The sequence below is a fragment of the Rhizobium sp. SRDI943 genome (assembly GCF_057653695.1).
This window is the reverse complement of the sequence record NZ_JBYGKN010000004.1, coordinates 139,417-161,079: the sequence shown is the minus strand read 5'-3', so window position 1 is coordinate 161,079 and position 21,663 is coordinate 139,417. Positions and strand designations below refer to the sequence as shown.

At 58.2% G+C, this 21,663-nt stretch carries 16 protein-coding genes and 5 pseudogenes; 7 read left to right on the top strand and 14 right to left on the bottom strand.

The annotated features are described in order from the left end of the window. Positions 1-65: 65 nt before the first annotated feature. From AC245Y_RS33890 to AC245Y_RS33865, 6 genes and pseudogenes are all read right to left on the bottom strand, one after another. Positions 66-983, bottom strand: a complete 918-nt coding sequence (locus AC245Y_RS33890) for a zinc-dependent alcohol dehydrogenase (protein WP_017997337.1) — start codon at positions 981-983, stop codon at positions 66-68. Positions 984-1,134: 151 nt separating this feature from the next. Further along, a complete protein-coding gene (locus AC245Y_RS33885) occupies positions 1,135-1,263 on the bottom strand; it encodes a hypothetical protein (protein ID WP_017997338.1) in 129 nt (42 codons plus the stop codon). Between the two features lie 762 nt (positions 1,264-2,025). Next, positions 2,026-2,532, bottom strand: a complete 507-nt coding sequence (locus tag AC245Y_RS33880) for a GNAT family N-acetyltransferase (protein WP_017997339.1) — start codon at positions 2,530-2,532, stop codon at positions 2,026-2,028. After that, entirely contained in the window at positions 2,529-2,825 is a 297-nt protein-coding gene (locus tag AC245Y_RS33875) for a type II toxin-antitoxin system TacA family antitoxin (protein WP_017997340.1), read from the bottom strand. Before AC245Y_RS33875 ends, AC245Y_RS33880 begins: the two co-directional genes overlap by 4 nt. A 295-nt stretch (positions 2,826-3,120) precedes the next feature. Then, a pseudogene (locus AC245Y_RS33870) lies at positions 3,121-3,312 on the bottom strand (ISNCY family transposase); the annotation flags it as partial. A gap of 27 nt (positions 3,313-3,339) precedes the next feature. Further along, positions 3,340-3,866 (bottom strand): annotated as a pseudogene (locus tag AC245Y_RS33865) (aldehyde dehydrogenase family protein); the annotation flags it as partial. Between the two features lie 407 nt (positions 3,867-4,273). Between AC245Y_RS33865 and AC245Y_RS33860 the strand changes: the two are divergent. From AC245Y_RS33860 to AC245Y_RS33840, 5 genes and pseudogenes are all read left to right on the top strand, one after another. Then, a complete protein-coding gene (locus AC245Y_RS33860) occupies positions 4,274-5,554 on the top strand; it encodes a DUF3422 domain-containing protein (RefSeq protein ID WP_012760411.1) in 1,281 nt (426 codons plus the stop codon). Between the two features lie 497 nt (positions 5,555-6,051). Then, positions 6,052-6,330 carry an HU family DNA-binding protein gene (locus AC245Y_RS33855; RefSeq protein ID WP_012760412.1) on the top strand — a complete coding sequence of 93 codons (279 nt, stop codon included), beginning with the start codon at positions 6,052-6,054 and terminating at the stop codon, positions 6,328-6,330. A 142-nt stretch (positions 6,331-6,472) separates the two neighbouring features. Next, a pseudogene (locus AC245Y_RS33850) lies at positions 6,473-6,571 on the top strand (LysR family transcriptional regulator); the annotation flags it as partial. A 107-nt stretch (positions 6,572-6,678) separates the two neighbouring features. After that, a complete protein-coding gene (locus AC245Y_RS33845) occupies positions 6,679-6,879 on the top strand; it encodes a type II toxin-antitoxin system VapB family antitoxin (RefSeq protein WP_012760413.1) in 201 nt (66 codons plus the stop codon). Further along, a pseudogene (locus AC245Y_RS33840) lies at positions 6,876-7,258 on the top strand (type II toxin-antitoxin system VapC family toxin). The gene AC245Y_RS33845 and the pseudogene AC245Y_RS33840 overlap by 4 nt, the downstream one beginning before the upstream one ends. Before the next feature lie 309 nt (positions 7,259-7,567). Here AC245Y_RS33840 and AC245Y_RS33835 read toward each other — a convergent pair. Next, positions 7,568-8,458, bottom strand: a complete 891-nt coding sequence (locus tag AC245Y_RS33835; RefSeq protein WP_017997344.1) for a LysR family transcriptional regulator — start codon at positions 8,456-8,458, stop codon at positions 7,568-7,570. 80 nt (positions 8,459-8,538) lie between these two features. Here AC245Y_RS33835 and AC245Y_RS33830 point away from each other — a divergent pair, with 80 nt between their 5' ends. After that, positions 8,539-8,811, top strand: coding sequence for a helix-turn-helix domain-containing protein (locus AC245Y_RS33830; RefSeq protein WP_003555113.1), 273 nt, complete (start codon positions 8,539-8,541; stop codon positions 8,809-8,811). A 204-nt stretch (positions 8,812-9,015) separates the two neighbouring features. Here AC245Y_RS33830 and AC245Y_RS33825 read toward each other — a convergent pair. After that, positions 9,016-9,423 (bottom strand): annotated as a pseudogene (locus AC245Y_RS33825) (transposase); the annotation flags it as partial. A gap of 132 nt (positions 9,424-9,555) precedes the next feature. On the opposite strand from AC245Y_RS33825, the gene AC245Y_RS33820 reads away from it, so the two are divergent. Then, positions 9,556-12,861, top strand: a complete 3,306-nt coding sequence (locus AC245Y_RS33820) for a DEAD/DEAH box helicase (protein ID WP_245274074.1) — start codon at positions 9,556-9,558, stop codon at positions 12,859-12,861. A 71-nt stretch (positions 12,862-12,932) separates the two neighbouring features. On the opposite strand, the gene AC245Y_RS33815 is transcribed toward AC245Y_RS33820, so the two are convergent. The 6 genes from AC245Y_RS33815 to AC245Y_RS33790 form a co-directional block, all read right to left on the bottom strand. Next, on the bottom strand, positions 12,933-13,121 hold the full coding sequence (locus AC245Y_RS33815) for a hypothetical protein (RefSeq protein ID WP_017997348.1): 189 nt from the start codon (positions 13,119-13,121) through the stop codon (positions 12,933-12,935). A gap of 338 nt (positions 13,122-13,459) precedes the next feature. Continuing rightward, a complete protein-coding gene (locus AC245Y_RS33810) occupies positions 13,460-14,368 on the bottom strand; it encodes an alpha/beta fold hydrolase (protein WP_017997350.1) in 909 nt (302 codons plus the stop codon). 210 nt (positions 14,369-14,578) lie between these two features. After that, positions 14,579-15,745, bottom strand: coding sequence for an SMP-30/gluconolactonase/LRE family protein (locus AC245Y_RS33805; protein ID WP_487762881.1), 1,167 nt, complete (start codon positions 15,743-15,745; stop codon positions 14,579-14,581). A gap of 592 nt (positions 15,746-16,337) precedes the next feature. Beyond that, positions 16,338-18,521, bottom strand: a complete 2,184-nt coding sequence (locus AC245Y_RS33800; protein ID WP_017997352.1) for an ATP-binding protein — start codon at positions 18,519-18,521, stop codon at positions 16,338-16,340. A gap of 288 nt (positions 18,522-18,809) precedes the next feature. Next, entirely contained in the window at positions 18,810-19,868 is a 1,059-nt protein-coding gene (locus AC245Y_RS33795; RefSeq protein WP_003555123.1) for a sensor histidine kinase, read from the bottom strand. Continuing rightward, the gene (locus AC245Y_RS33790; RefSeq protein WP_003555124.1) at positions 19,865-21,307 is read right to left on the bottom strand and encodes a DUF7125 family protein; all 1,443 of its coding nucleotides are present in this window, start codon (positions 21,305-21,307) and stop codon (positions 19,865-19,867) included. The genes AC245Y_RS33795 and AC245Y_RS33790 overlap by 4 nt, the downstream gene beginning before the upstream one ends. Between the last annotated feature and the right edge of the window lie 356 nt (positions 21,308-21,663).

Here is a 21,663-nt window from a genome sequence, read left to right as displayed (position 1 = left end):
CCAAATTGATTCTGTTGGCGGGCGGCGGCCAACGCGTCCCCGGCCGCATCTTGTCTCTGAGGCCTTCAAGCCTGAGGAATTTTGCCCGGATAGAGCAGCACCTTTCCGCAATTGCCGGTTTCCTGAAGAGCAAAGGCAGACGCGACCTCCGACATGGCGAAACGATGCGTGGTCAATCTGTCGAGAAGCGGCCTGGCATCGCGCACGCGCTGCAACAACTCTTCGGCGAAGACGTCATGGTTCCAGTGCCAAGCGCCAAAGATGTCGATGCCCTTGCCCGTGATGCGGTTGACCGGTAGCGAACCGCTCCAGGTGACGAAGGCAAGCCTCCCCCGCGCCCGCAGCAACTCCAGGACCACTGCGGGAGCGCCCTCATTGTTACTGGTGTCGAGGGCCCCATCCACGCCATAACCGCCGCTTGCGGCCCGCACCTGCTCGATAAGGTCCGGCGCACGGGGGTCGATGACCAGCTCTGCTCCCACCTCCTGCGCCAGTGCAGCGCGATATGGGTTCAATTCGAGCGCGATGACGCGCGCGCCAATTGTTCGCGCATTGATGATCGCCCCAAGGCCGACGGCGCCGCAGCCGGAAATCAGCATGGTATCCTGTGCGGTTACGTGCATGCGGTGCATCGCCGTGAAGCTCGGACCGAGGGCACAAATCGCCATTGCGGCGTGATGCGTCTCGATGTCGTCAGGGACAAGTTGCAACAGGTAATCCGGCTTCAACAGGAATTCGGCGTAACAGCCGATGCCGGACGATGAACCCGTCTCGTCCAAAAGATCGCGCTGCGAGGCGCAGTGGATATGTTCCCCCGAGCGGCAAGCCGGGCAGACGCCACAGCCGGCATGCGGCATGACGATGACGCGGTCGCCGACCTTCAGGCGCTTTGATTGTGCGGCATCGACAACAACGCCGACCGCCTCATGACCGAGCTCACACGAAAGCTTGCCAGAACGCCAAGATTGCCATTCCGTGCACATGGGCGCGATCAGGACCTGGATCTTGACTATATCACCGGAGGCTTGCGGTTCCGGCCGTTGGGAGACCTGCGCCTGACGCGGTCCAAGGATTTCTACACAAAGAATGTTCGTTACTCCTGCTTTTGCAAATTAGTGACGACACGGGCTGAGCCTAGCCCTTGACCGCACCCATGGAGAACCCGGCCTGAAGGTGCTTTCTGAACAGAAGGTAGAGGACGAGCAGCGGCAGGCTGGAGATCACGACCGCCGCAAACAGAAAGCCGAAGTAGGTGCTGGGCAACGGTTCGTAGCGTTGCTCTAGGCTTTTGCTGGTTCATTTGGTGACATCGCTACCTTTTTATTGCAAGTCGCCATCGGACTCGTAATCGGAGCTGGCTGTCCAATCAAGAACTGGCTCCGGTATCGTTGCGCTATCAAAGCGTGATAAGGTGCGCGATTGGTGAGATCGTCAACGGGGATTACCACAAGCGCCTAACCTTTTTCACCATGCGCGAATGGCAGGCGTGGGATGGCATCCACAATCGCGCGATGATCGCTTGAAAGGCTCCCAAGCGTCGGCACCAAAATGTTAGAATGGGGCGCTCTACAAACGGCAAAGTGCAGCCTCATCCGGTTCAGGAGCTGGAGGACAGTGCGAGAGGCATCCTCTTTATCTCGATCGTGATCACGCCCGCATTGTCATGGCGACGATAATTCCCGGAATCCATCGCATGGAATCCATTTTCCACCGCCCAGGCGACTATCATATCCGCGTTCATCAAGGTCCTGCTTTAGGAGATGCGGACGTGCCTTCTCTCGCTGTCCCGCTCGCGCAAATCGCTTCGCAGTCCGACGGATACCGTAACTGAATCACTCTAATCCAGCCAAATCTGTCCAAGATTACAGTTCCCGCTCAGGTGTTGCGAGAAAGACTCGAAGCAATCGTTGTAAATCGGTGCGACTGAGCCGAGGCCCCGCCCGTTAGTGCTCTTGAACGGATCGGAACCCTCGGCACCTCATTACTTTCGCCGAAGTTCGTGATTTGGTTTCAGCGATTTAGCAATCAGCTTGGTAAGGAGGTCAACGCGTTGTTGAGGTCATGCAACCCGACTAGCAGCATCATGGGGTCGGACGAGGAAGGCAGGAAACCAACCGCTTCGTAGAAGGCTCGTGCGTCATGCGAGATCGCATGGACCAAAACGCCGCGAATCCGCAGTATCTCGGCGGCATTGATCAAGCGCAGACCTGCATCGCGCACTAACGCCCTGCCGAAACCACGTCCCTGATAGGTTTGATCAATGGCAAGGCGTCCAAGCACGGCGACTGGTATCGGATCAGGCATGTTCCGCCGGAAACGCCCCGGCGCTTCCGATTGCCTTACCGCGCCGGAAGCGAGGGCGTAGTAGGCGATGACGCGGTTCGCCTCACACACGACGAAGGTACGTGATGCGCCGCTCGCCTGATTGGCGCGGGCGCGGAGACGCAGCCAATCGTCAAGCTCAGGGACACCAGAATGGAATTCGGCTAGCTCGTGATGGTCACCAAGTGGCGCGGGTACGCTTAAGGTCACACCTCATCCCACGGCGCTTTGGTCGACATGGTGCGTTTAAGACGCTCATTGGGCTGTGTTGGCGCATCGAGCCGGGCCAGATACTCAGCGTAGATTTCTGCGCTGACAGTGAAGATCGTCCGGTCAAGTAGTACTTCCTCGGCACGGCGCTCGGAAGCCTCCAGCATGAAATCTGTACGTGTCTTGCCTAGCATCTCGGCGGCGCGGTCAATCAAGTTGCGCGTCGAAGGCTTGATGCGCATATTCAGCGCCACGCTTGCGTCCGGGCTTTTGCCTGTGTGCGAGGTCGGCATGGGAAGCTCCTGTCTAGAAGGACCATATAGCGTAACGACATCATCTTTACAAGGTAAGTTCGTAAAGATGATGTCGTTACGCGTTCATTCTCAGCTCTTGAAAGGATCGGAACGCCGGACCCACTATTTCGACTTGTCAAAGCTGGTTAGAGCCGCGACGGTTCTAGCCAATTAGAAACGCGACACTTGTTCCTCGGATCAGCCCCCGATCCGACCGGCTAGGCCGGGTTGCTAGGGAGGAGCGGGGGCTGATGAGATGCCTTCGGCTTTAGCGTTGAGATATGCTCGCCACCATTCATTCTGCAGCCTCCATACGAGCCAGAGCTTTCTGTCGCTTAGCAATCAAGTCCGGATCGCTCATGAAATCCTTCCTTTTACCCGGCTTGCGCCCGCGCTTCTGATATCCGTGGCTCGTGCTGCCGTCGCGAATGCCAAACATATGATCTGTCTGTCCAGTGCGACGAGGGCCGCTTTTGCTGCGCGGCTGTAACGGCAACAGCCCGGCGCCTCTTTAAGGTGATAGTTCACTGGGCTTGAGGACGACGGTACAGCCTGCCGCAATCGCGGGAGCGCCTTTCGCAGTTAAAGTGGCCCGTTCCAGGGGGTGATCAGCGCACAAACCCCGATCGCCTCCTTGGCGGTCGCGGTACGCTCATCAATCGTTACGAAGCGGTACTTCTAGAGAGTTTCCATCTGGACACGGATGTGCTCGGAAGCAAAAGGAACCTGGGAAGCCCGCGCGAAGCTGATCGCCGCCCCCATTTCCATAACAAGCGCCTCCGCGAACGTCTCTGCTCTTTCTTTCAGGAGAGAATGCATCCTGCCGAGCAGACCGAGCCGTTCAGCCACCGATGTTTGAGAAAAGGCTGGGAACGCGTCGCGCGCAGCAGCAACCGCGAGATCGACGTGATCAGCACCGCCCGCAGCAATATGCCCGACAACACGTTCCGACGCGGGATTCACAACAGGCAGACGGTTTGCGTCCCCAGATTCCTGCCATTTCCCACCAATGTAAAACTGATCCTCGCGTTCGGTCAGCATAACTTCACCTCGCGTCACAATGTTGCGGCCATTTTGAGCTGCCCAGCAGGATGCCTGGAAAGACTAGAAGATGACAATGCATGTCGTCTGAATGGTTGCTTAAGACGCGTGTTAACAAGGAAACGGTTCGTCGGACCTGACGAAGGTGTTATCGGCCTTACCTCCCGTATGTCCGTTCAAAAGCTCGGAGGTGTGCATGGGGGCACGCTCGGCGTCAGCCGACCGAGTGTCTAGTCCTGTTAACAGGAAAGCAACGCCCCTGGCTTGCCGCACAAGTCGACCGCTACAGCTCGCACCTCGACGAGGGCGCCAAATCATTTGCACTCACGCAGGGCTTTTCAAGTTGACTGCATTGGCTTCATATAGGCTTGCCGATTGGTGTGCTTTCGGAAATGGGGAAGACAGACATGAATTCAAAGGGCGCAGAGGAAGCATTCTTCCCAACGGGGTCTGCTTCCGCACCACAGGTGTCTCGTCCAGCTGCTTTTGAACAGAAGCCCGCAGACTTCAACTCGGAGCTTCACGCTCGACCGTCGATTTATTTCACCGGTCCGGCGATCGTCGAACACTTTGCTTTCATGCCGTCGGATGGCGTGATCAAGGAGTTCCACGATAGTCTCCAAGCTGATGGTGGAATTTCCGTCAGAGTGGAACGGCACACTGAGTTCGTGACTGTCACGCGGGTCCGAAAATTGGCCAGCGAGCCCGAGGATTGGCCGGAAACTGACCTTTGTGAAGGTGATTTTGCGCGGCTAGCAGGGTTGAGCTCTCCTCTCCTCGTTTGCCACGTGAGTATCCTTGTCCTCGGAAACCCTCCAGACCAGCTGGGAACGGTTCTAAAATCCCTCGACTTCGGCGACACCGCCGCGTCATCAATCGGCGGCGGGGCGGCGCAAGTTTGCTCCGATTTTCGCGTTCGAGGGGACAATTCAAGCAGGATCATCCTGTTCAACAAGGACCTGAATGCACATCGGCTGGGGCGCATGGTACGGCGGATCTTTGAGATCGAAACCTATAGGTCAATGGCGCTGCTCGGATTGCCGGAGGCGCGTCGTCTTGCCCCGCTTCTGGGCGGATATGACGCGGAGCTCGTTCGGCTGACCAATCGAAACTTGAGTACGCCTGCACATCAGCACAAACAATTGCTCGAGGAAATTACTGTTCTCTCCTCGCATATCATTTCAGCCACCGCGGAAACCAGAAACAGGTTTGGCGCAACCGCTGCCTATGCCAAAATCGTTGAAGAAAGGATCGCCCTTTTACGGGAAACCCATGTCCCCGGCTTTCAACGTTTCGGTACCTTCGTGGAGCGCCGGTTCAAGCCTGCGGTGCGTACCTGCGAAGCAACCGCGTTGAGGCTTGAGCACCTATCAAGGGCTGCGATGCACCTGCTCGACCTGCTACAAACCCGAATCCAGGTCGAGATTGAGTTCCAGAACTCTACACAGATCCAGGCGATGGCTGATCGGGCCGCGACGCAGGTCAAGATCCAGCGCGCGGTCGAAGGCTTTTCGATGATCGCGATTAGCTACTACTTGCTGAGCTTGCTGAAATTTATATTTGAGACAGCAGACCACGCAGGATTCCATTTCGATCCGATGATCATGCTCGTCGCTGTTCCGGTGGTTGTAGGATCTGTTGTGATTACCATCCTCCGCGTCAAGCATGCCTTAAAGGCAGAGAGCTAGACGTAGCGCAGCCCGACAGTGTGGCAGCATGGACACCTGCGGCCTCGATGCAACGCGTCCGACAGGTCAAAGATCCGGCGCTTCGGATAGCCTCTCAGCGAAGTATGCGCGGAGTTGAACCTGTCTCTCGCCGAAAGAATTTTACAAATTGGTCGCTTCGTCAAAGCCAAGGCGACTGCTGATTTCCGAGATCGGCAATAGTATAGGCCGCCAGAAGTTTTGCTTCGAGACTAATTCGATCAACGCGCTCATTCCTGCGATGCTAAGAGTTGCGCGGGCAGAATTGGAAAGCGGGCGCAGAGAAGGAACAGGTGTCCGCGGTGGACGGAAGCTGCGCTTCCTTTCCTGGAAGCGGCACGGATAAGGCGGGCTAGGCTGGCGACGTTCGGAAACTGTGGAAATCCGGGCAATTCAACACACGATGCCGCAGTGCCTCAATGACAGATGCTCAATCCGCTGTCAGGGATTCCGCAGGAACAATGATGCGGAGAAGCACAATGACCACCACGAATGAAATCGCAGACAAGATTGCAGGCGACCACAGCCTGACGAAGGCACAGGGCAAGGCGATCGTCGAGGCCGTGATTGCCTCGATCACTCAAGCTGCGATGGACGGTAACGAAACCTCGCTGCCAGGATTTGGGAAGTTCAAAGTGAAAGCAACGCCGGAGCGCGAGGCGCGCAATCCGGCAACTGGCGCGACCATCAAGGTCGCCGCGGCCAAGAAGCTGGCGTTTACGCCGGCCAAGGCTTTAAAAGATGCGCTGAATAAGTGAAACGAACCTTTGAGCCTGGCGTGCCGGTCGATCCGGTGCGCCAAGCTCGCTGGCAACGGCAAAAGCAGCCCTCAGCGCATCTGCTCATTGAGTTGCTTCCCGCCGCCCTTGAAACAGGACCGGATGCTACCACGGCGCAGACGCCCAGCCGGCGCGTTCCAATCACGTGCAGGCGCTGACGCGGGATGTAGGCTGTCCACTGTCCCTCGGCTCGACGAGACCACTGGAATTGACCAGGGCAAGGACGTCATCCTTCTGCGAACGGCCGACGCGCGCCTTGGCTGCTCCCATGCATAGATTTTATCATCAAATGGTGCCACTTTGTGTGCTCTGTCACGGAGGCGGATGATGCGATCAACGATCAATCTCGACGACACACTCTTGGACAAAGCAAGGTCCTTGACCGGCACCAAGGAGACCGCAGCGCTTATCCGCCAAGCGTTGGAGACACTTGTTCGCGTGGAATCGGGAAAACGCCTCATTGCGCTGGGAGGAACCATGCCCGACGCCGAGGCAGCTCCGCGCCGCCGGAGCCCGGCGTCTAAGTGATACTCGCGGACACCTCGATTTGGATTGATCACTTCCGCCATATGAATGCCGAGCTACGCTGCGTGATCGAAGATGATCGACTACTTTGCACCCGAGCGTCATCGGCGAAATGGCTCTTGGCAGCCTGCGGAATTGCCGCAGCGTCCTAGCTTTTCTTGCGGCCCAGCGCAAAGCAATCGTCGCCACGCATGACGAAGTCATGACAATGATCGATCGACATGGCATTTTCAGCATGGGTATTGGCTACACGGATGCCCACTTGTTGGCGTCGATCCTCCTGGAGCAGCGAGCAACGCTGTGGACAAGAGACAAGCACTTGCGAGCAGCCGCCGAAAAGGCGGGAGCTTTCCTGCACATACCGGTCGACAGATCCCATTGAGTGCTCAGGCCGATCCTGCCTTCGTCGAGAGCCGGTGTTTTAGCGATGGCAGCGATCGACATGCGCTGCTCCTGGCCGGTCGAATTCTCGTGTCGACGCCCTGCCTGCCTCGGCAAGGACGCTCCTCCAAACAATGAGCATACCAGGCGAAGGCGCGTCCGCGCCGGCGCCAGTTCGCGCACGGCTTGACCGGTTAAAAGGGCAGCCGCAGGAGGGTTAGCGGAGCGCCGCTCGGGAACGAGCGGAACCCGGGACCGACTGCCCCCGGCAAGCCGTTCCGCTTTGGGCGGACCCGTGGGCTCCCTCGCCTCACCTGCCCGGCCGTGCCAGTGAGCGGGCGATATCGACAATGTCGTCGCGCGAGGCGGTTGGGTCGTCCTTGCTCCAGGCAACACCAAGCCCGATCCTGAAGTCGATGCCTCTGACCGCCTTCAGTTCGAAGTCCCGGTTCGGCAGGCCCTCGGTCCATTCCGGCGCAAAGCCGATGCCAAGGCCTGCCGAGACCAGCGACACCAGCGAATAGGTATCATCGCAGCTATAGGCGATGTTGCGGGTCAGGTCATATTCCTCGAACTTCTCGTTGAAGTACCGCTCTGTGTAGGAGAGGTTCTTGCGATTGAAGGCGATGATCTTCTCCGAGCGCAGATCGTCGATGCCAATCTCCGCCTGTTCCGCCAGTGGGTTGCTCCTGGCCACCGCCAGCAGATAACGCTCATGGGCGATCGAGGCGAAGCGCAACGAGCCGATGTTTTCCACCGGTCTAATGAAGCCGAGATTGATCTGGCCGTTCTCCAGGCCGCGGATGATGTCGCCGGTGTTGCCGCTTGATATATGGATGCGGATATCCGGATACTTGCGGGCGATCTTTCCCAGAAACGCCGGCAGCACGCCGGTGGTCGCCGGATAGACGGTGCCGATCCTGATCTGACGGATGGTCTTGCCGGCCACCGCCCTGGTGATCTCGGCACTCAGATCGACCTCGCTCAGGATCCCGACGCAGCGTTCGTGGAAGATCTCCCCTGCCCTGGTCAGTTCCACCCGCCTGGTCGAGCGGATGAACAGCGGACAGCCGAGTTCGCGCTCCAGCGCCTGCACGTGATTGGAAAGCGCCGGCTGGGCGATGCGCACCTTGGCCGCTGCCCGGCCGAAATGCAGTTCCTCGGCCACCGCGACGAAGTAGGAGAGCTGGCGTAGTTCCATGGGAGCGTCCCTCTTTGCAGCTTTAATTAGGGACTATCAGTCCGTCGATTGTCAAGCCGTGAATATGCGTTTGTTATGGGATGGACGTTCGACAAACCATCGGCTGGAATCTCAGACGACTTCGTGTGGCCAAAGGTCTCTCTCAGGAAAGACTGGCTCTCGAGGCTGAGATCGATCGCTCGTATGTCGGACGGGTCGAGAGAGGCATGGAAAATGTCACCGTCGCTACGCTCGAGGCGTTTGCGCGGGTTCTTTCGGTGAACGTTTCAGCTTTGTTCGCAGAAATTGATCCACGCGCGCCAAAGCCAAAGCCTCTCCGCTCAGGCAGAAAACAAAAGGAAACCGGCAGGTGAAAGGTGGAGCGTTTTTTTCGCCAACGTACTCGAATATGGAGTCTCGACGAAGCTCGAAAGAGGCGTTTGCTCGGAAAATGGCGTGCGGACCGGCGTGAGTCTGGCGCGAGATTGTTACCTGTGTATTAGTTACGATCTGATGCTTACGTCTTCGGCATGGACACTTTAGGCTTGGCCGCCTTGATAGGTATCGAACAGTCGGCATGCCTTGGAACGGAAGAGCTTTCGCATCATGGCATCCCCGCATAGGGAGACGTGACCGACCCGCTTGCTTTCGCCGGACTGGTTGAGCACCGGGGTGAGGCCCAGTACGGCTCCCACCGCCCGCGAATTGCGAAACCGGCTGGGAATATCGATCGTCGAGACATAGGCGAGGGAGACAACCGGCCCGACCCCTGGCACCGTCATCAGGCGCTTGCAAACTTCATCATGCTTTGCCTCCTGGAGAACCTTCTTGTCCAGTTTGGCGAACTCTTCGCGCAGCTTGCGTCGACCAGCGAGGAAGGGCTCCATGATTTCCGCCAGATCGGGGTCCGCCTCGACGAGTTCGCGTATCCTCTCCTCGAACTTGCCGCCCGAGACCTCGCCGACCTTCAGCCCGAAGAATTTCAGCGTGAGGGCACTGGGCGAAACCGCTGAGGATGCCTTCGGATTGATAGGCTGCCTCTGTCTGAGTGGAACAAGCTGATTAAGACCCCGTTCTTACACGTTGGTAATATCACTGACGAGAGAATGGCAGTTCCTGTGAGCATCGTTGAGTATAGAGATGAAAAGGCATCCGCATCTCCTCCCGCAGCCCAAAAAATGCAAGGTTTTAAGCCGCCGCCCGGCTTGGTAGCAACGAGGCTGGTTGCCTCGCTACGACGTTCGGAACGATCGCTGTGCTATGTCGCATTGAGCGAAGGCGCGGCTACCAAAATTGCTGACGCCGTCAGCGCCCTTTTCCCCGACATCGAGATTATTGTTTTGCCGCCTTGGGACTGCCTGCCCTATGATCGCGTGCCGCCTTCGCAGCGCTGTATGGGTTTGCGGATGGACGCATTACGGATCTGGAGCATGCCCAGCGACGCGCCGCGATTGTTTCTGACCTCGCTCGATGCAACGCTTCAACGGATTCCGCCAGCGACCGTCATCGCAAACAGCCGTCTCGAACTCGTCGTCGGAAAAGCGTTCGATCGCGACGCATTCTCAGACTTCATCCAACGGACCGGCTATGTGGAGGAAGGCGTTGCGGACGATCCCGGCGAGCTCGCAGTTCGGGAAGGCGTGATTGACATCTACCCTGCTGGCGCACCAGGACCTCTGCGTATCGTCCTTTCAAAGGACGATAGCGTTCTGGAATTGAGAGGCTTTGACCGTGTGTCTCAGCGGACAGAGAGTTATCTCGATAAGGTGATATTCGGTCCGGCATCCGAAGCTATTCTGACCGAAGGCATTACAGAAGAATTTGTTCCGACTTCGGATACCGTGATGCGCTTGCTTCTGCGCCTTTATCAAGACATGCCAACCGTATTCGATTTCTTGGGCGACGCCACCGTAGTTCTCGCTCCGGGTGCGACCGACCAGGTGGAGCGCTATCTTGAGATCGTCGACGACGCTCGCCAGTCCCGCAAGGATTTCGGCGAGGTGGAGGCCCCCTCCTCTCGTTCGCTCTACCTCGACCGCGCCGAATGGGAGCGGCAGGCCAGCAGCGTGTCGGCACGCGAACTGGATCTGGAAGAAGGCGGTGACCTACCTACAGAGGCATCCGACACCCACCCTCGCACAGCCTTGATTAATTGGATGCAGGACTGCCTGCGACATGGGCTGAAGGTCGTCATTTCCGGGAAAGGCAACGGCTCGGAAGCCCTTTGTCGGCGTCTGGGACAAGCAACCGGGACGGCGCCCCAGTCCATCGATACCTGGGAGGCGGTCCTGAAGGCCGAGCCCGGAACTGTTCTTAAACTGGCCTGTGAGTTGGACCAGGGGTTTATCGACGTGACAGAAAGGATAGCGGTCGTCGCCGCAGCCGATGGAATAAGCACGGCTTCCAATTGCAGTACACTTCTGGTCGAGCCGGAGCTTCGGATCGGCGATGTCGTTGTTCACGAAGACCATGGCGTTGGGGTTCTGAGAGACCTGGAAAGCATAGCCGTCGAGAACGTTTGTCGCGACGCCGCTCGCCTTGAATACCGCGATGGGGATTCGGTGCTCGTGCCGATGGAGGAATTTGGAAAGCTGTGGCGCTATGGCTCCGAACCCGAGGCCGTCACACTCGACCGCCTTCACACCGCTGCTTGGCAGAACAAGCGTGAAAAGATCGCAGCGGACATCCAGTCGACTGCGCGTCATCTCATAAAGCTCGCCAAGCACAGGCAGGCATCGCGGGCAGAGGCATTCGTTCCGCCCCGTGCCGGATTTTCCGCCTTCACGCGGCGTTTTCCATTTACCGAAACTCATGATCAGGCCGAAACCATCAGATCAGTCCTCTCCGATCTCGCGACTGGACGGGCGATGAATCGCCTTGTCTGCGGAGACGTTGGCTTTGGCAAGACCGAAATCGCACTACGTGCTGCAGCAGCAGTAGCACTTGCCGGCGGGCAAGTGGTCGTTATTGCCCCGACCACCGTGCTGACCCGTCAGCACTTTGCCACGTTTACGCGTCGCTTCGCAGGGACCGGCGTCTCGGTGGGCATGTTGTCTCGCCTGCTCAAGCCGAGGGAGGCGAAAAAGGTGAAGGCGGCACTGGCCGTTGGCGAGATTGGCGTCATTGTCACGACTCAGGCGATCCTTGCGAAAGACGTCCGCTTTGCCCATCTTGCGTTGGTAATCGTCGACGAGGAACACCGTTTCGGGTTGAAAGAAAAACGGGCGATGAACACTCTCGTACCGTCTCTTCATACGCTCGCCATGTCGGCGACGCCGATCCCCCGGACCTTGCAGTCGGCGATGGTGGGCGTGCACGAAGTGAGCCTCTTGACCACCCCGCCCTTTAGACGCCGGCCGGTCCGTACCTCGCTTTCGGTATTCGACCACGCGTCAATGCGGACCGGCCTTATGCGCGAAAAGCGCCGCGGAGGACAGAGCTTTGTTGTAGTGCCTCGTATCGAGGACATAGACGTCGTCAAGACGATACTGCGAAAGATCGTTCCGGAACTTTCCGTCAAGGTCGCGCATGGCGACATGCCGGCGGCGGCCATCGATGAAGCAATCGTTGGCTTTGCGGAAGGCGACGGCGACGTCCTTCTCGCCACCAACATCATCGAAAACGGCCTCGACGTGCCGCGCGCCAATACCATGTTCGTATGGCAGGCTGACCGGTTCGGGCTGGCACAGCTCCATCAGTTGCGCGGGCGTGTCGGGCGCGGCGGAGCTCAGGGCATCGCCACTCTTCTGACAGAAAACGCCGAGCTCTCCGATGAAACGCGCTTGCGGCTTTCGACCCTCGTCGAGAACGACCGCCTGGGCGCCGGCCTTTCAATCAGCCTTCGAGATCTCGACTTGCGCGGCGGGGGCGACATTGCTGGCGAGGACCAGGCCGGGCACATGAAGGTTATTGGCATCGGCCTGTACCAGAAGCTGCTTGCAGGTGCCGTCGCGAGATTGCGCAAACAACCAGCGGGTACTCCGCTGCGTGCCATCGTGAACCTCGGTGTGGCGGGCACTATACCGTCGGACTATGTGTCGGATCCGGCGGTGAGGCTCAATCTCTACGCCAAGCTTTTGAGGGCATCCACACTGAGCGAGATGGACGACCTCGAAGAGGAGTTCGAGGACAGGTTTGGCGAACTGCCGCAGGATGTACTCCTGCTTTTGCGGACAACCCGACTGCAGCTTGCAGCGGGACGGCTTGGCATCGCCAAACTCGAGGCGGGGCCTAAAGCCCTTGCGATGACGCTGACACCAAAGACACCAGCCAAGGTCATTGCAGCTTTGACGAAGAAGGCTGGGGCGGTTCGGCGGGTAGACAGGCTGATATTTGAAGCCTCAAATATGACTGGCGAGGAGCAACTGCTTTTCTTCGAGCGGGTCGTCCCGGCGGCGAACCGGCCGAAATTCCGAAATCAATGAGCCGCTGAGATCGCAACGACAGTTGGGAAGTATGACCGGTGTCGATCAACCTCTCGCGTTGGTAGCGAAACCTAATGAACCGCAGCATGCGCGCCGACGAAGAAATCAGTCAGGCACCCGGCCGAGCCACCGGCCCGGCTATACGGCGTTAGGGCCTTTCCGGCAAGAAACAGCGCCGCCTGCGGAAACGGCGCGACGACCAATCCCGTCTCATCGATGACCTGAAGGTTCGGATAGGCGCGCCGCGCCGGTTCGTTCACTGGCCTGGCAAGGCTCGGGGGCGCGTTTCGTCCGGCTCTATTGGGCGGCGCGGTTGTGATATTCGACCGGTGCCAGGAGAACGAGCCCGGCCTGCAGCACGAATGTAGCCGATGCCAGGGAAGGGAAGATATTGCCGATGGGCGATGACCCAATCCAGTCTTCGCCGCTACCCACAAACGATTTCTGCCAACAGCGAATGGCAGGTGATCGCTTTTGGACAGGCGGTCGTGTAACCGCCTCATCGCACAGCTGCATTGATAAGGCCGGCCGAGTGTGCCAAATCGTTTGGTGAGGTAGAAGCTTGGTCGAGCAATCACATCGCAAGGCCAAACGCCGCTCAATCCCGCTCGCGCAGTTCCCGGATAGCATCCGCGAAACTGCTCGGCGCTTCCTGCGGCACGTTGTGCCCGACACCCTGCAGTATGCGACGGTGGTAGAACCCGATGAACTTTCTGGCCTCCTCGTCATTCGATTGAGGAGGGTCGACGCCATCGTCCGCGCCCAAAATTACGATGGTCGGAGCGGCAATATCGGGTTTGCGTGCCAATCTCTCTTCGATTTCTGCATAAGCTGGATCGCCTCCAATGACGCCATAACGATGCCGATAGGAATGGATTACGACATCGATGAAGTCAGGATTGTCGAAAGCGGCCGCGCTTCTCTTGAATGTGGCGTCATCGAAGGACCAGGATGGTGACCAGGTCTTCCATAGAAAACGACTGATCTCGCCCCGGTTCTCGTCCAGGCCTTTGCGGCCACGCTCTGTGTGAAAGTAGTATTGATACCAGTCACGTGCCTCCTGATCAGGCGGTCCCGGCTCGGCGGCGCCAGCGATGTCCTGGATGTTGTAGCCCGTACCGGCGCTCACAAGGCCGACTACTCTTTCAGGCCATAGCGCAGCGACGATGCAGCCGGCTCTACCACCCCAGTCATAGCCTCCGAGGATAGCTCTTTCGATACCGAGGCTGTCCAACAACGCCAGCAAATCCGCGCCTAGTGCCGCCTGCTCGCCTGAGCGCCGCGTTTCCGACGATAAGAACCGGGTTGGACCGTAGCCACGCAAAAATGGCACGATGCAGCGGTGGCCAGCGCCGGCAAGATTAGTCACCACCTCGTCATAGGCATGACCATCGTATGGAAAGCCATGAAGAAGAATGGTCGGCATACCATCCGCAGGCCCTGTCTCGTAATAGCCAACGTCGAGCACGCCTGCGGAAACGCGTTTCACGAGAGTTTCCTGCAACATGAACAAATTTCCCTCGCTTTCAGCGCCAGAACCTCTTGACGTCGCGACGTCGTCACAGGCGTCCCGACCCGCTCTGGTCAGCTTCTGTTGGATTTCAGCAAGATTGGGCCACTTTCCGCTTACGCTAAAGCCGGCAAATTTAGCGCGGTTATTTTAAGTGTGGATCACGTTGAAGCGGTAACGTGTTTTGCGTGAGCAGGTACGTGCCTTTCAATTCGGCGGAGCGAATCTGAAGAGAGTAAAGGTTTTGTCGGTCCAAGCCTGATTGAACCAAGGCGAGTCCTGAATATGCGATGCGGTCACGTACATTGTGCCATCGGGTCCTTGGGCGAATGTGTCCGGCCAGCGTAATCGGCTGTCTTCGAGCACTGGCGTCACCGTTCCATCAGCGCCAAGGATTTTGATGCCATTGTTCGCCATCGTGCTGAGGTAGATGCGGTTCTGCTGGTCGATCCAAAGGCCATCCGTCGGCTCGGTCTCGGCGACCTTCTCGGGCCGAACCGCATTGGGATCCGTTTCCGCCTTCTGCAAGGCATCGGTCGGCAGCCGATACATGGTCTTGCCGGTCAATGCCTTCCAATAGAGGGTCTTGCCGTCAGGCGTAAGCGCAATACTGTCGGCGTTGAACTGCGGCTGGCGGCCGTCCGGACGGCGTAATGGTTTGCCGTCGGTTTCGACGATAACATCCTTTTCGGCCTGCGTTGATGGATCACCGCTCAACACCCGCCAAGCCCTGCCCGAGCGAAGATCCAGCACGACCAGGCCGCCCGGAATGCCAGAGTCCGTGAAATAGGCAAAGGCGCGGTCGGGGGCGATTCGCACGTCGTTGAGATAGCTTGCGGGTCCAGCGACGTCTGGCGAAAAGGGATAGACCTTCTTGACGGCATTGGTTTTGAGGTCGACCTGGACCAGTTTCGGCCCGTCCTTGACTGTCTTTTCGCTGTTGGGTGCAGCTGGGTCGACGACCCAGAGGGAGCTCTTCTGATCCGCAACGACACTCTGTACCGTGACGAAGTGATCTTTCGGCGAGATCTCCGACATCTTGGCATTGCGCCAAGCGTTCCACTCATTGTTGGGATAGGGTTTGATTGAACCGTCGGTCATGACCTCGGCGACGGACACGGGCACATCTTCCGACCAGCGTGGAAAGTTCACAAAAATTCGACCATCTTCGGACACGGTAACGCCGGTTGGTTGATGGTCGAAGGTTGCGACCTTCTGCAGGCGCTCGTCGGTCTGGCCGGTAATCGAGGCAACCAGTTCCTTGGCTTTGTTCGTCAGCTTGTCAGAGGTTTGAGCGCTTGCGGGTTGTGCGAGCGAGATGAACGCGCCTGCAACGGCGAGGCGCGAAACAAGGGATGCGTTCGGTACCATCATTGGCTCCTTTTGGAGAATTTCGGTGCCGAACTTCGTTTTGACCTTCAGGTTCCGTCTCTTCGCTTCATTGATTTCCCTCGAGCGGCCGAGCCGGAGCATGTTGGGCCTCCGTGTGGGTTAAAGGTCACCCGGGCTCAATCAAATTGCCTCACACGGGGACCCTTCCCGGCCGGTCTGGTTCGCGCCGCCATCGGTGAGTGACCAGCAGATCAATCCCTGGCGTTTGGAAGCCGTTTTACCGGTCAAACGACCAACGCAGACAGGAGAAACCCATGGTAGGATCGGTCTTCATCCGGCCATTCTTAATTCACATTCCGTCTAATTTAAAATCTAAAGGCGCCAATTTAAAATACAATGTCCAACACCGCTTAAGGGCTGCGTGGCGCGCTGCTGGTCATATGACGTCTCAGTCGATGGAACCCTAGAAGACTACCAGCATCAAGGCCATTGGCTGATCGAACCCTGACTAGGCCTCCGGAAAACACAAAGGCCGCCGGTTGCCGCGCCAGAAGCGGGGACCAAATATGGGGCAGTTTCCGAGACTTTTCAGCCACCACCTCGCCGCCCTGGGGATCCATACTGAAACTTTATTTCAGAGGTCAAGAACGTCCCTTATTCGTACCGCCAGGTCTTCGAACGAGAACGGCTTTGTCAGAAGGTTTACGCCCTTATCCAGGCGGCCATGATGCACGATAGCATTGCGCGAATAGCCGGTGGTGAACAGCGCTTTCATTTCTGGATACATTTCTCTTGCCCTAGCGACGACGTCCGCTCCGCTCATCCCCCCGGGAAGGACAACATCGGTGAAGATCAGATTAACCGGTCCGTGGGCCGCCAGTAGTTGGAGGGCAGTAGGGCCATCCTTCGCTTCCAATATTTGGTAGCCCAGCTCTCGCAGCGACTCCACCGAATATGCCCGCACATCCGGATCATCCTCGACGACGAGGATAAATTCGCCGTCTGCCGCCTCAGGGATCGGCGCGCGCTCGGCCACCTCTTCCTCCGCGCCTTCGGCCAACAGCCTGGGGAGATAGATTTTGACAGTCGTGCCTTCTCCGACCTCTGAGTAAATCTTCACATGACCCTTTGACTGTTTGACAAAACCGTAGACCTGGCTGAGCCCGAGGCCTGTGCCTTTACCTTGATCCTTGGTTGTGAAGAACGGCTCAAAAACGCGAGAAAGGGTTTCGGCCTCCATACCCGTTCCAGTATCGGAAACACTGATTGCGGCATACTGGCCGGGAATGACTTCGGCGTGCATTGCGGCATACGCCTCGTCGAGATGAGCGTTGAAAGTCTCGACCGTCAGTTTCCCACCACCGGGCATCGCATCGCGTGCGTTGATCACCAGGTTGAGCAAGGCGCTTTCAAGCTCATTCGGATCCGCTTCTGTCCTCCAGAGGCCACCAGCTAGCACTACTTCGATCTGGTAGATCTCGCCAATCGTACGGTGCAGCAGCTCCGACATGCCTCGTATGAGCGCATTCGCGTCAACGGGCTTCGGGTCAAGCGCCTGTCGGCGAGCGAAAGCCAGAAGTCTCTGGGTCAGCGCCGCGGCGCGCCGCGCACCATTCATCGCCTGTGAGGCCGCTCTACGCAGGCGGCCAGCTTCAGGCGGCAAAGTTCGCATCAGCGTGTCCAGGTTGCCGACAATAATCTGCAAGAGGTTGTTGAAGTCATGGGCGACACCACCCGTCAGCTGCCCGACCGCTTCCATCTTTTGTGCTTGTCGAAGAGCATCGGCGTTGCGTGTAAGCTCATCCCTTTTTTGCCTGACAAGATCTTCGAGATTGGCATTGAGCTCCCTTAGAGCCTCCTCGGCGCGCCGCCGCTCAAGCAGCTCGCGCTGAGCGGCGTCGAATAGCCGCGCATTGTCGATGGCGACTGCTGCCTCGCCAGCAAGACCCGCCAAGCCCTTTTCAGATTCCTCATCGAATACACCCACATTCTCGTGGCCGAAGAAGAGTCCGCCGATAACCTCTCCTGTTCGGGAAATAACAGGAACTGCAAGGTAACTTCGGACCGGGAGATGGCCTTCCGGCATACCGTGGCGTGGTGGGTTTTTTCCGTAGCGGCTATCCTTCGTGATGTCGTCAGAGCGCAAAATGCCTTGGCCGAGGAACGTCGGCGCAAAGACTTCGGTGTTGCGCGGCATGGGAAACTTCGAAAACGCCTCCCGGGCCACACCTGAGAGTGTGTAGAGCATGTAGCTCTCGCCGGCCTTGTTGATGACATTGTAAAAGAACGCGCCGAACTGCGCACCGGTCAGCTCGACGCCTGCGTCGGTCACCAACTGAACGACCTTCTCCAGATCGTTCTCGCGTGCAAGGCTGGCGCCCGCGCGATTGAGGATCTCCAAAGCTCGGGTGCGCTCCCGAAGGGCGATCTCGATTTGTCGCTGCTCGGTACGATCCCTGAGGATTTTCACGAACCCAACCAGCTCGCGCCCGTCATCGAAGAGCGGCGTTGTCTCTCCCACCGCCCATATCCGTCCCTCGTCCTTGCGCATCCGCCAGCCTTCGCCTCCTCCTTTGCCGTTCAGTCGAGCATCTTCCAGCTCAGCTGCCAGCAAATCGGGGGCGCCCTCGTCATCTAGGAAGATTTCGATCAGCGTCTTTCCGAGCATCTCCTCCTGCGACCACCCAAGCAGCCTCTCGGCACCTTTGCTCCAGCTGGTGATATTGCCTTCAGTGTCGAGGGTTATGATCCCGGTATCGATGGCGCTGTTGAGGATTTGCTGAAGGCGTTCGGCGGGAAAATTGATTGGGGATTTCATCGTGCCTCGTGGCTGACCTGAATTGCGGGCAGAACTACCACAACGCAAAAGCCTCGGAAGAGTTCATGCGAGAGGGTGTCGGATGGTCCGACCACGCCACGCGCCGCAAAGGGGTACGGTGATAGAATTTCCATGGATTTGTTGTGACAGTGGTCGATTTGCAGCCTGGGGCCCGCGGCTTCGACTGGGATGTGGGCAATGGAACAGCGGCGGGATCCCGGCAAGGCCTCGCGCTCGGTGAACCACTCTGGTTAAATCGCGGCGCAGGAACAGTGCTGCCTGAACATGCTAATCTGCCGTATTGTGGTTTTGCGGCGTGACACGCGATAACGGACCACTCACGCTGCACCGAAAGCCGTCTGGGGCAAAGGAGATGTCGGGAAGCGATCCGAACAAGGAGGCGAACGCTGAGCGAACATATCTCGTGCCGTAGCCTTGCCGCGTCGGTTCACGCACCGGCGGACCGCCCGTTTCAATCCATTTCAAGCATAATTTGGGGCCGCCCGCTTCCGCGATCGTCCAGACGATTTCGACCGTTCCATCGGGCTCTGACAATGCGCCGTATTTGATCGCATTCGTTATGAGTTCGTGCAAACACAGCGCTATCGTGGTTCCGGCCTCGCGGCCGACCGTGATCTCAGGGCCGCTGACGTTGATGCGGCTCATGCCATCACTGTTGTACGGAGAAACCGTCAGGCCCACGACGTCGCACAGCGAGACCTCCTCCCCGCCGGCTTCGAAGACAGCAGTATGGACGTTGGAAAGCGCCTGAAGGCGACTTGTAAAATCGTCGGCCAAGTCATCGACAGATGCCGCGCCGCGCCTGGTCATCCGGAAGATCGAGCTGACACTCGCCAGGATGTTCTTTACCCGATGATTAAGCTCCAGACGCAGCTCTCGCTCCCGTTCGATGGAATCGCGAACCTGGCGCTGGCGCAGTCGCACCAGCATATTCGACTGGATGGCGTTCACGAATTCCAACGGTGCGATCGGGCGGGTATGGAACAGAAGGCGAGCATCTGGCCAGGAAGCCTGCAATCGGGTGCGTATTCTCGCGACTGGCGCAGACCGCTCCAACAAAACGACGATTGGAACTTCAGACCAGCCAGCCTGCTCGGCGAGATGTTCTGCGATTTTGCCTACGACCTCGGAACTGAGTGCCTCGTGGGTGATAACGATGATCCCGGGTGACAAGGCAAGATGCTGGACCAGATCTTCGTCGGCCTTGACTGCTTTGACCTCGACCGCCTGCTCACGAAGAGACGCCGCTATATACTCCGCGTCCTTGCGAAAAGGAGCGAGGACGAGAACCCAGTCCAGTTCGCTTTCGGGCGTAACGATGTTCATTTCGGATCAGGCAAGGGATTGTAGGCCACGACACTTACGCTGCCGCTTTCGATCAGCAGCTCGCGGACGTTGAGATCGTGCGGTCCATGACGCTTCTTGACCACCGTGATGTTTCGGCGGAGGCGGCCTTCGTGCTCAACGATCCGAAGCAGGAGGACGGTGTCGCCAAGAAAGCTGACATCGACGTCGATCCCAACATTTTGACCAAGCAGGCCGTGCTGCGCGACGATGAGCATGGTCAGGACACCGGACCGGGCGAGGTATTTCAGGAGCGATTGGATGTCGCGAACGGCTTTCTCTCGATGCGGCAGAGAGTTGAGGTAACCGGTCAAACTGTCGATCACCACCACTCGCGACCTGTTTTGGGTAACCGCCTCCTGAACGATCTGCCCGAATTCACCGGGCGAAATCTCGTTCGGGTTAAAATCCCGCAGGACCAGCTTACCATCCTTGTGGAATTGCCGCAGTTCCATGCCCAAACCTTCGGAGCGGCGGAAGAACGTCTCCAAGCGCTCCTCGAAGAGAAACAGCGCGACATTCTCGCCTCGTTCCAGCGCCGCCGTCGCATAAAGAGATGACATCGTTGATTTGCCGGTGCCGGACTGCCCGATTACGAGTGTGGTTGTTCCGGCCTCCTGACCACCACCGAACATCTCGTCGAGTTCGGCCACGCCAGACTTGATCAGCTGTGGCTTGGCGATCTCTGGCGCTGTGCTCGGCGTGATACGAGGGAAGACGACGACGCCTTCGCCTTCACGTATCGCCATATCGTGGTAGCCGTCAGCCACAGGCACGCTACGCATCTTCGAGACCTCGATGCGGCGGCGTACGCCGCCATATTCTTCCAGTGATTTGTCGAAGCGAATGACACCGTGCGCCAGCCCCTCCACCTCCTCACCGCTGCGGTCGTTGCCGGCTGTCTGCGTGTCCAGCAACAGCGCCACGACGTCCTGTTTCGCCAGGAAGGACTTGAAGCCGATCAACTCGCGACGGAAACGCGGCGAATCACCGGTGATCAAGCGGATCTCAAGTAGGGAGTCGTAAACGAGGCGGCGGGGCTTATGTTTCTCGATCGCGGCTTCGATGGCTTTTCTGGTCTCGTCCAACCGGAGATCAGTGGTCAAGAATATGCTCTGGTCGTCGGCCTCGTTGACCGCGCCGGATGTGGACAGCTCTTCGACGCGGATCCCGTCGAGCGTCCAGCCGTGCGACACGGCAATGGCTTCGAGTTCCGCAGCTGTCTGCGAAAGCGTCACGTAAATGCAGCTTTCGCCCGCCTCGACGCCGGCCCGCAGGAATTGTAGCGCGGCCGTTGTCTTGCCCGATCCCGGCGCGCCCTGCAGCATGTAAAGATTGGATGCCGGCAGGCCACCGCGTAGGATTTCGTCAAGTCCACCAATCCCGGTGCTGACGATCGAGGTCCTTTTCCGTTTTGTCATATTCGTCTTTCGCTAGGATTGTGTTGCGCAAATGGGACCGATGGCGGGCATCGTCTGGGAAGGGAGGCAGTTGCTGTTATATTTCGGTTTCTCGAAACATCAACAGCATTGGGACCCAATCGGCCAGCGTTCCCTCCTCGCAAACGCAGCGGCGGCGCTGTGCAAGCGCATGACGGGTTGTTCAGACCTAACCACGGATGTCTTTCTCTAAGCAAGTTGCGCCTGTTCGAGCAGGTATCGCGCCTCGTCGCGTCACTGGCATTGGTACGGCGACGCTCTTCGCAGGATTGACAGGTCCGGCGCTGTTCATTGGCGACACCATGATCGCCTCCGCGACGTCGTTTTATCGCGGTCGA

Coding starts and splice junctions, on each gene's coding strand:
- AC245Y_RS33795 (WP_003555123.1), bottom strand. CDS start 19,868: ATGAACATCGTTACGCCCGAAAGCGAACTGGACTGGGTTCTCGTCCTC.
- AC245Y_RS33805 (WP_487762881.1), bottom strand. CDS start 15,745: ATGATGGTACCGAACGCATCCCTTGTTTCGCGCCTCGCCGTTGCAGGC.
- AC245Y_RS33890 (WP_017997337.1), bottom strand. CDS start 983: ATGTGCACGGAATGGCAATCTTGGCGTTCTGGCAAGCTTTCGTGTGAG.
- AC245Y_RS33830 (WP_003555113.1), top strand. CDS start 8,539: ATGGACGTTCGACAAACCATCGGCTGGAATCTCAGACGACTTCGTGTG.
- AC245Y_RS33855 (WP_012760412.1), top strand. CDS start 6,052: ATGACCACCACGAATGAAATCGCAGACAAGATTGCAGGCGACCACAGC.
- AC245Y_RS33835 (WP_017997344.1), bottom strand. CDS start 8,458: ATGGAACTACGCCAGCTCTCCTACTTCGTCGCGGTGGCCGAGGAACTG.
- AC245Y_RS33845 (WP_012760413.1), top strand. CDS start 6,679: ATGCGATCAACGATCAATCTCGACGACACACTCTTGGACAAAGCAAGG.
- AC245Y_RS33860 (WP_012760411.1), top strand. CDS start 4,274: ATGAATTCAAAGGGCGCAGAGGAAGCATTCTTCCCAACGGGGTCTGCT.
- AC245Y_RS33875 (WP_017997340.1), bottom strand. CDS start 2,825: ATGCCGACCTCGCACACAGGCAAAAGCCCGGACGCAAGCGTGGCGCTG.
- AC245Y_RS33810 (WP_017997350.1), bottom strand. CDS start 14,368: ATGTTGCAGGAAACTCTCGTGAAACGCGTTTCCGCAGGCGTGCTCGAC.
- AC245Y_RS33790 (WP_003555124.1), bottom strand. CDS start 21,307: ATGACAAAACGGAAAAGGACCTCGATCGTCAGCACCGGGATTGGTGGA.
- AC245Y_RS33800 (WP_017997352.1), bottom strand. CDS start 18,521: ATGAAATCCCCAATCAATTTTCCCGCCGAACGCCTTCAGCAAATCCTC.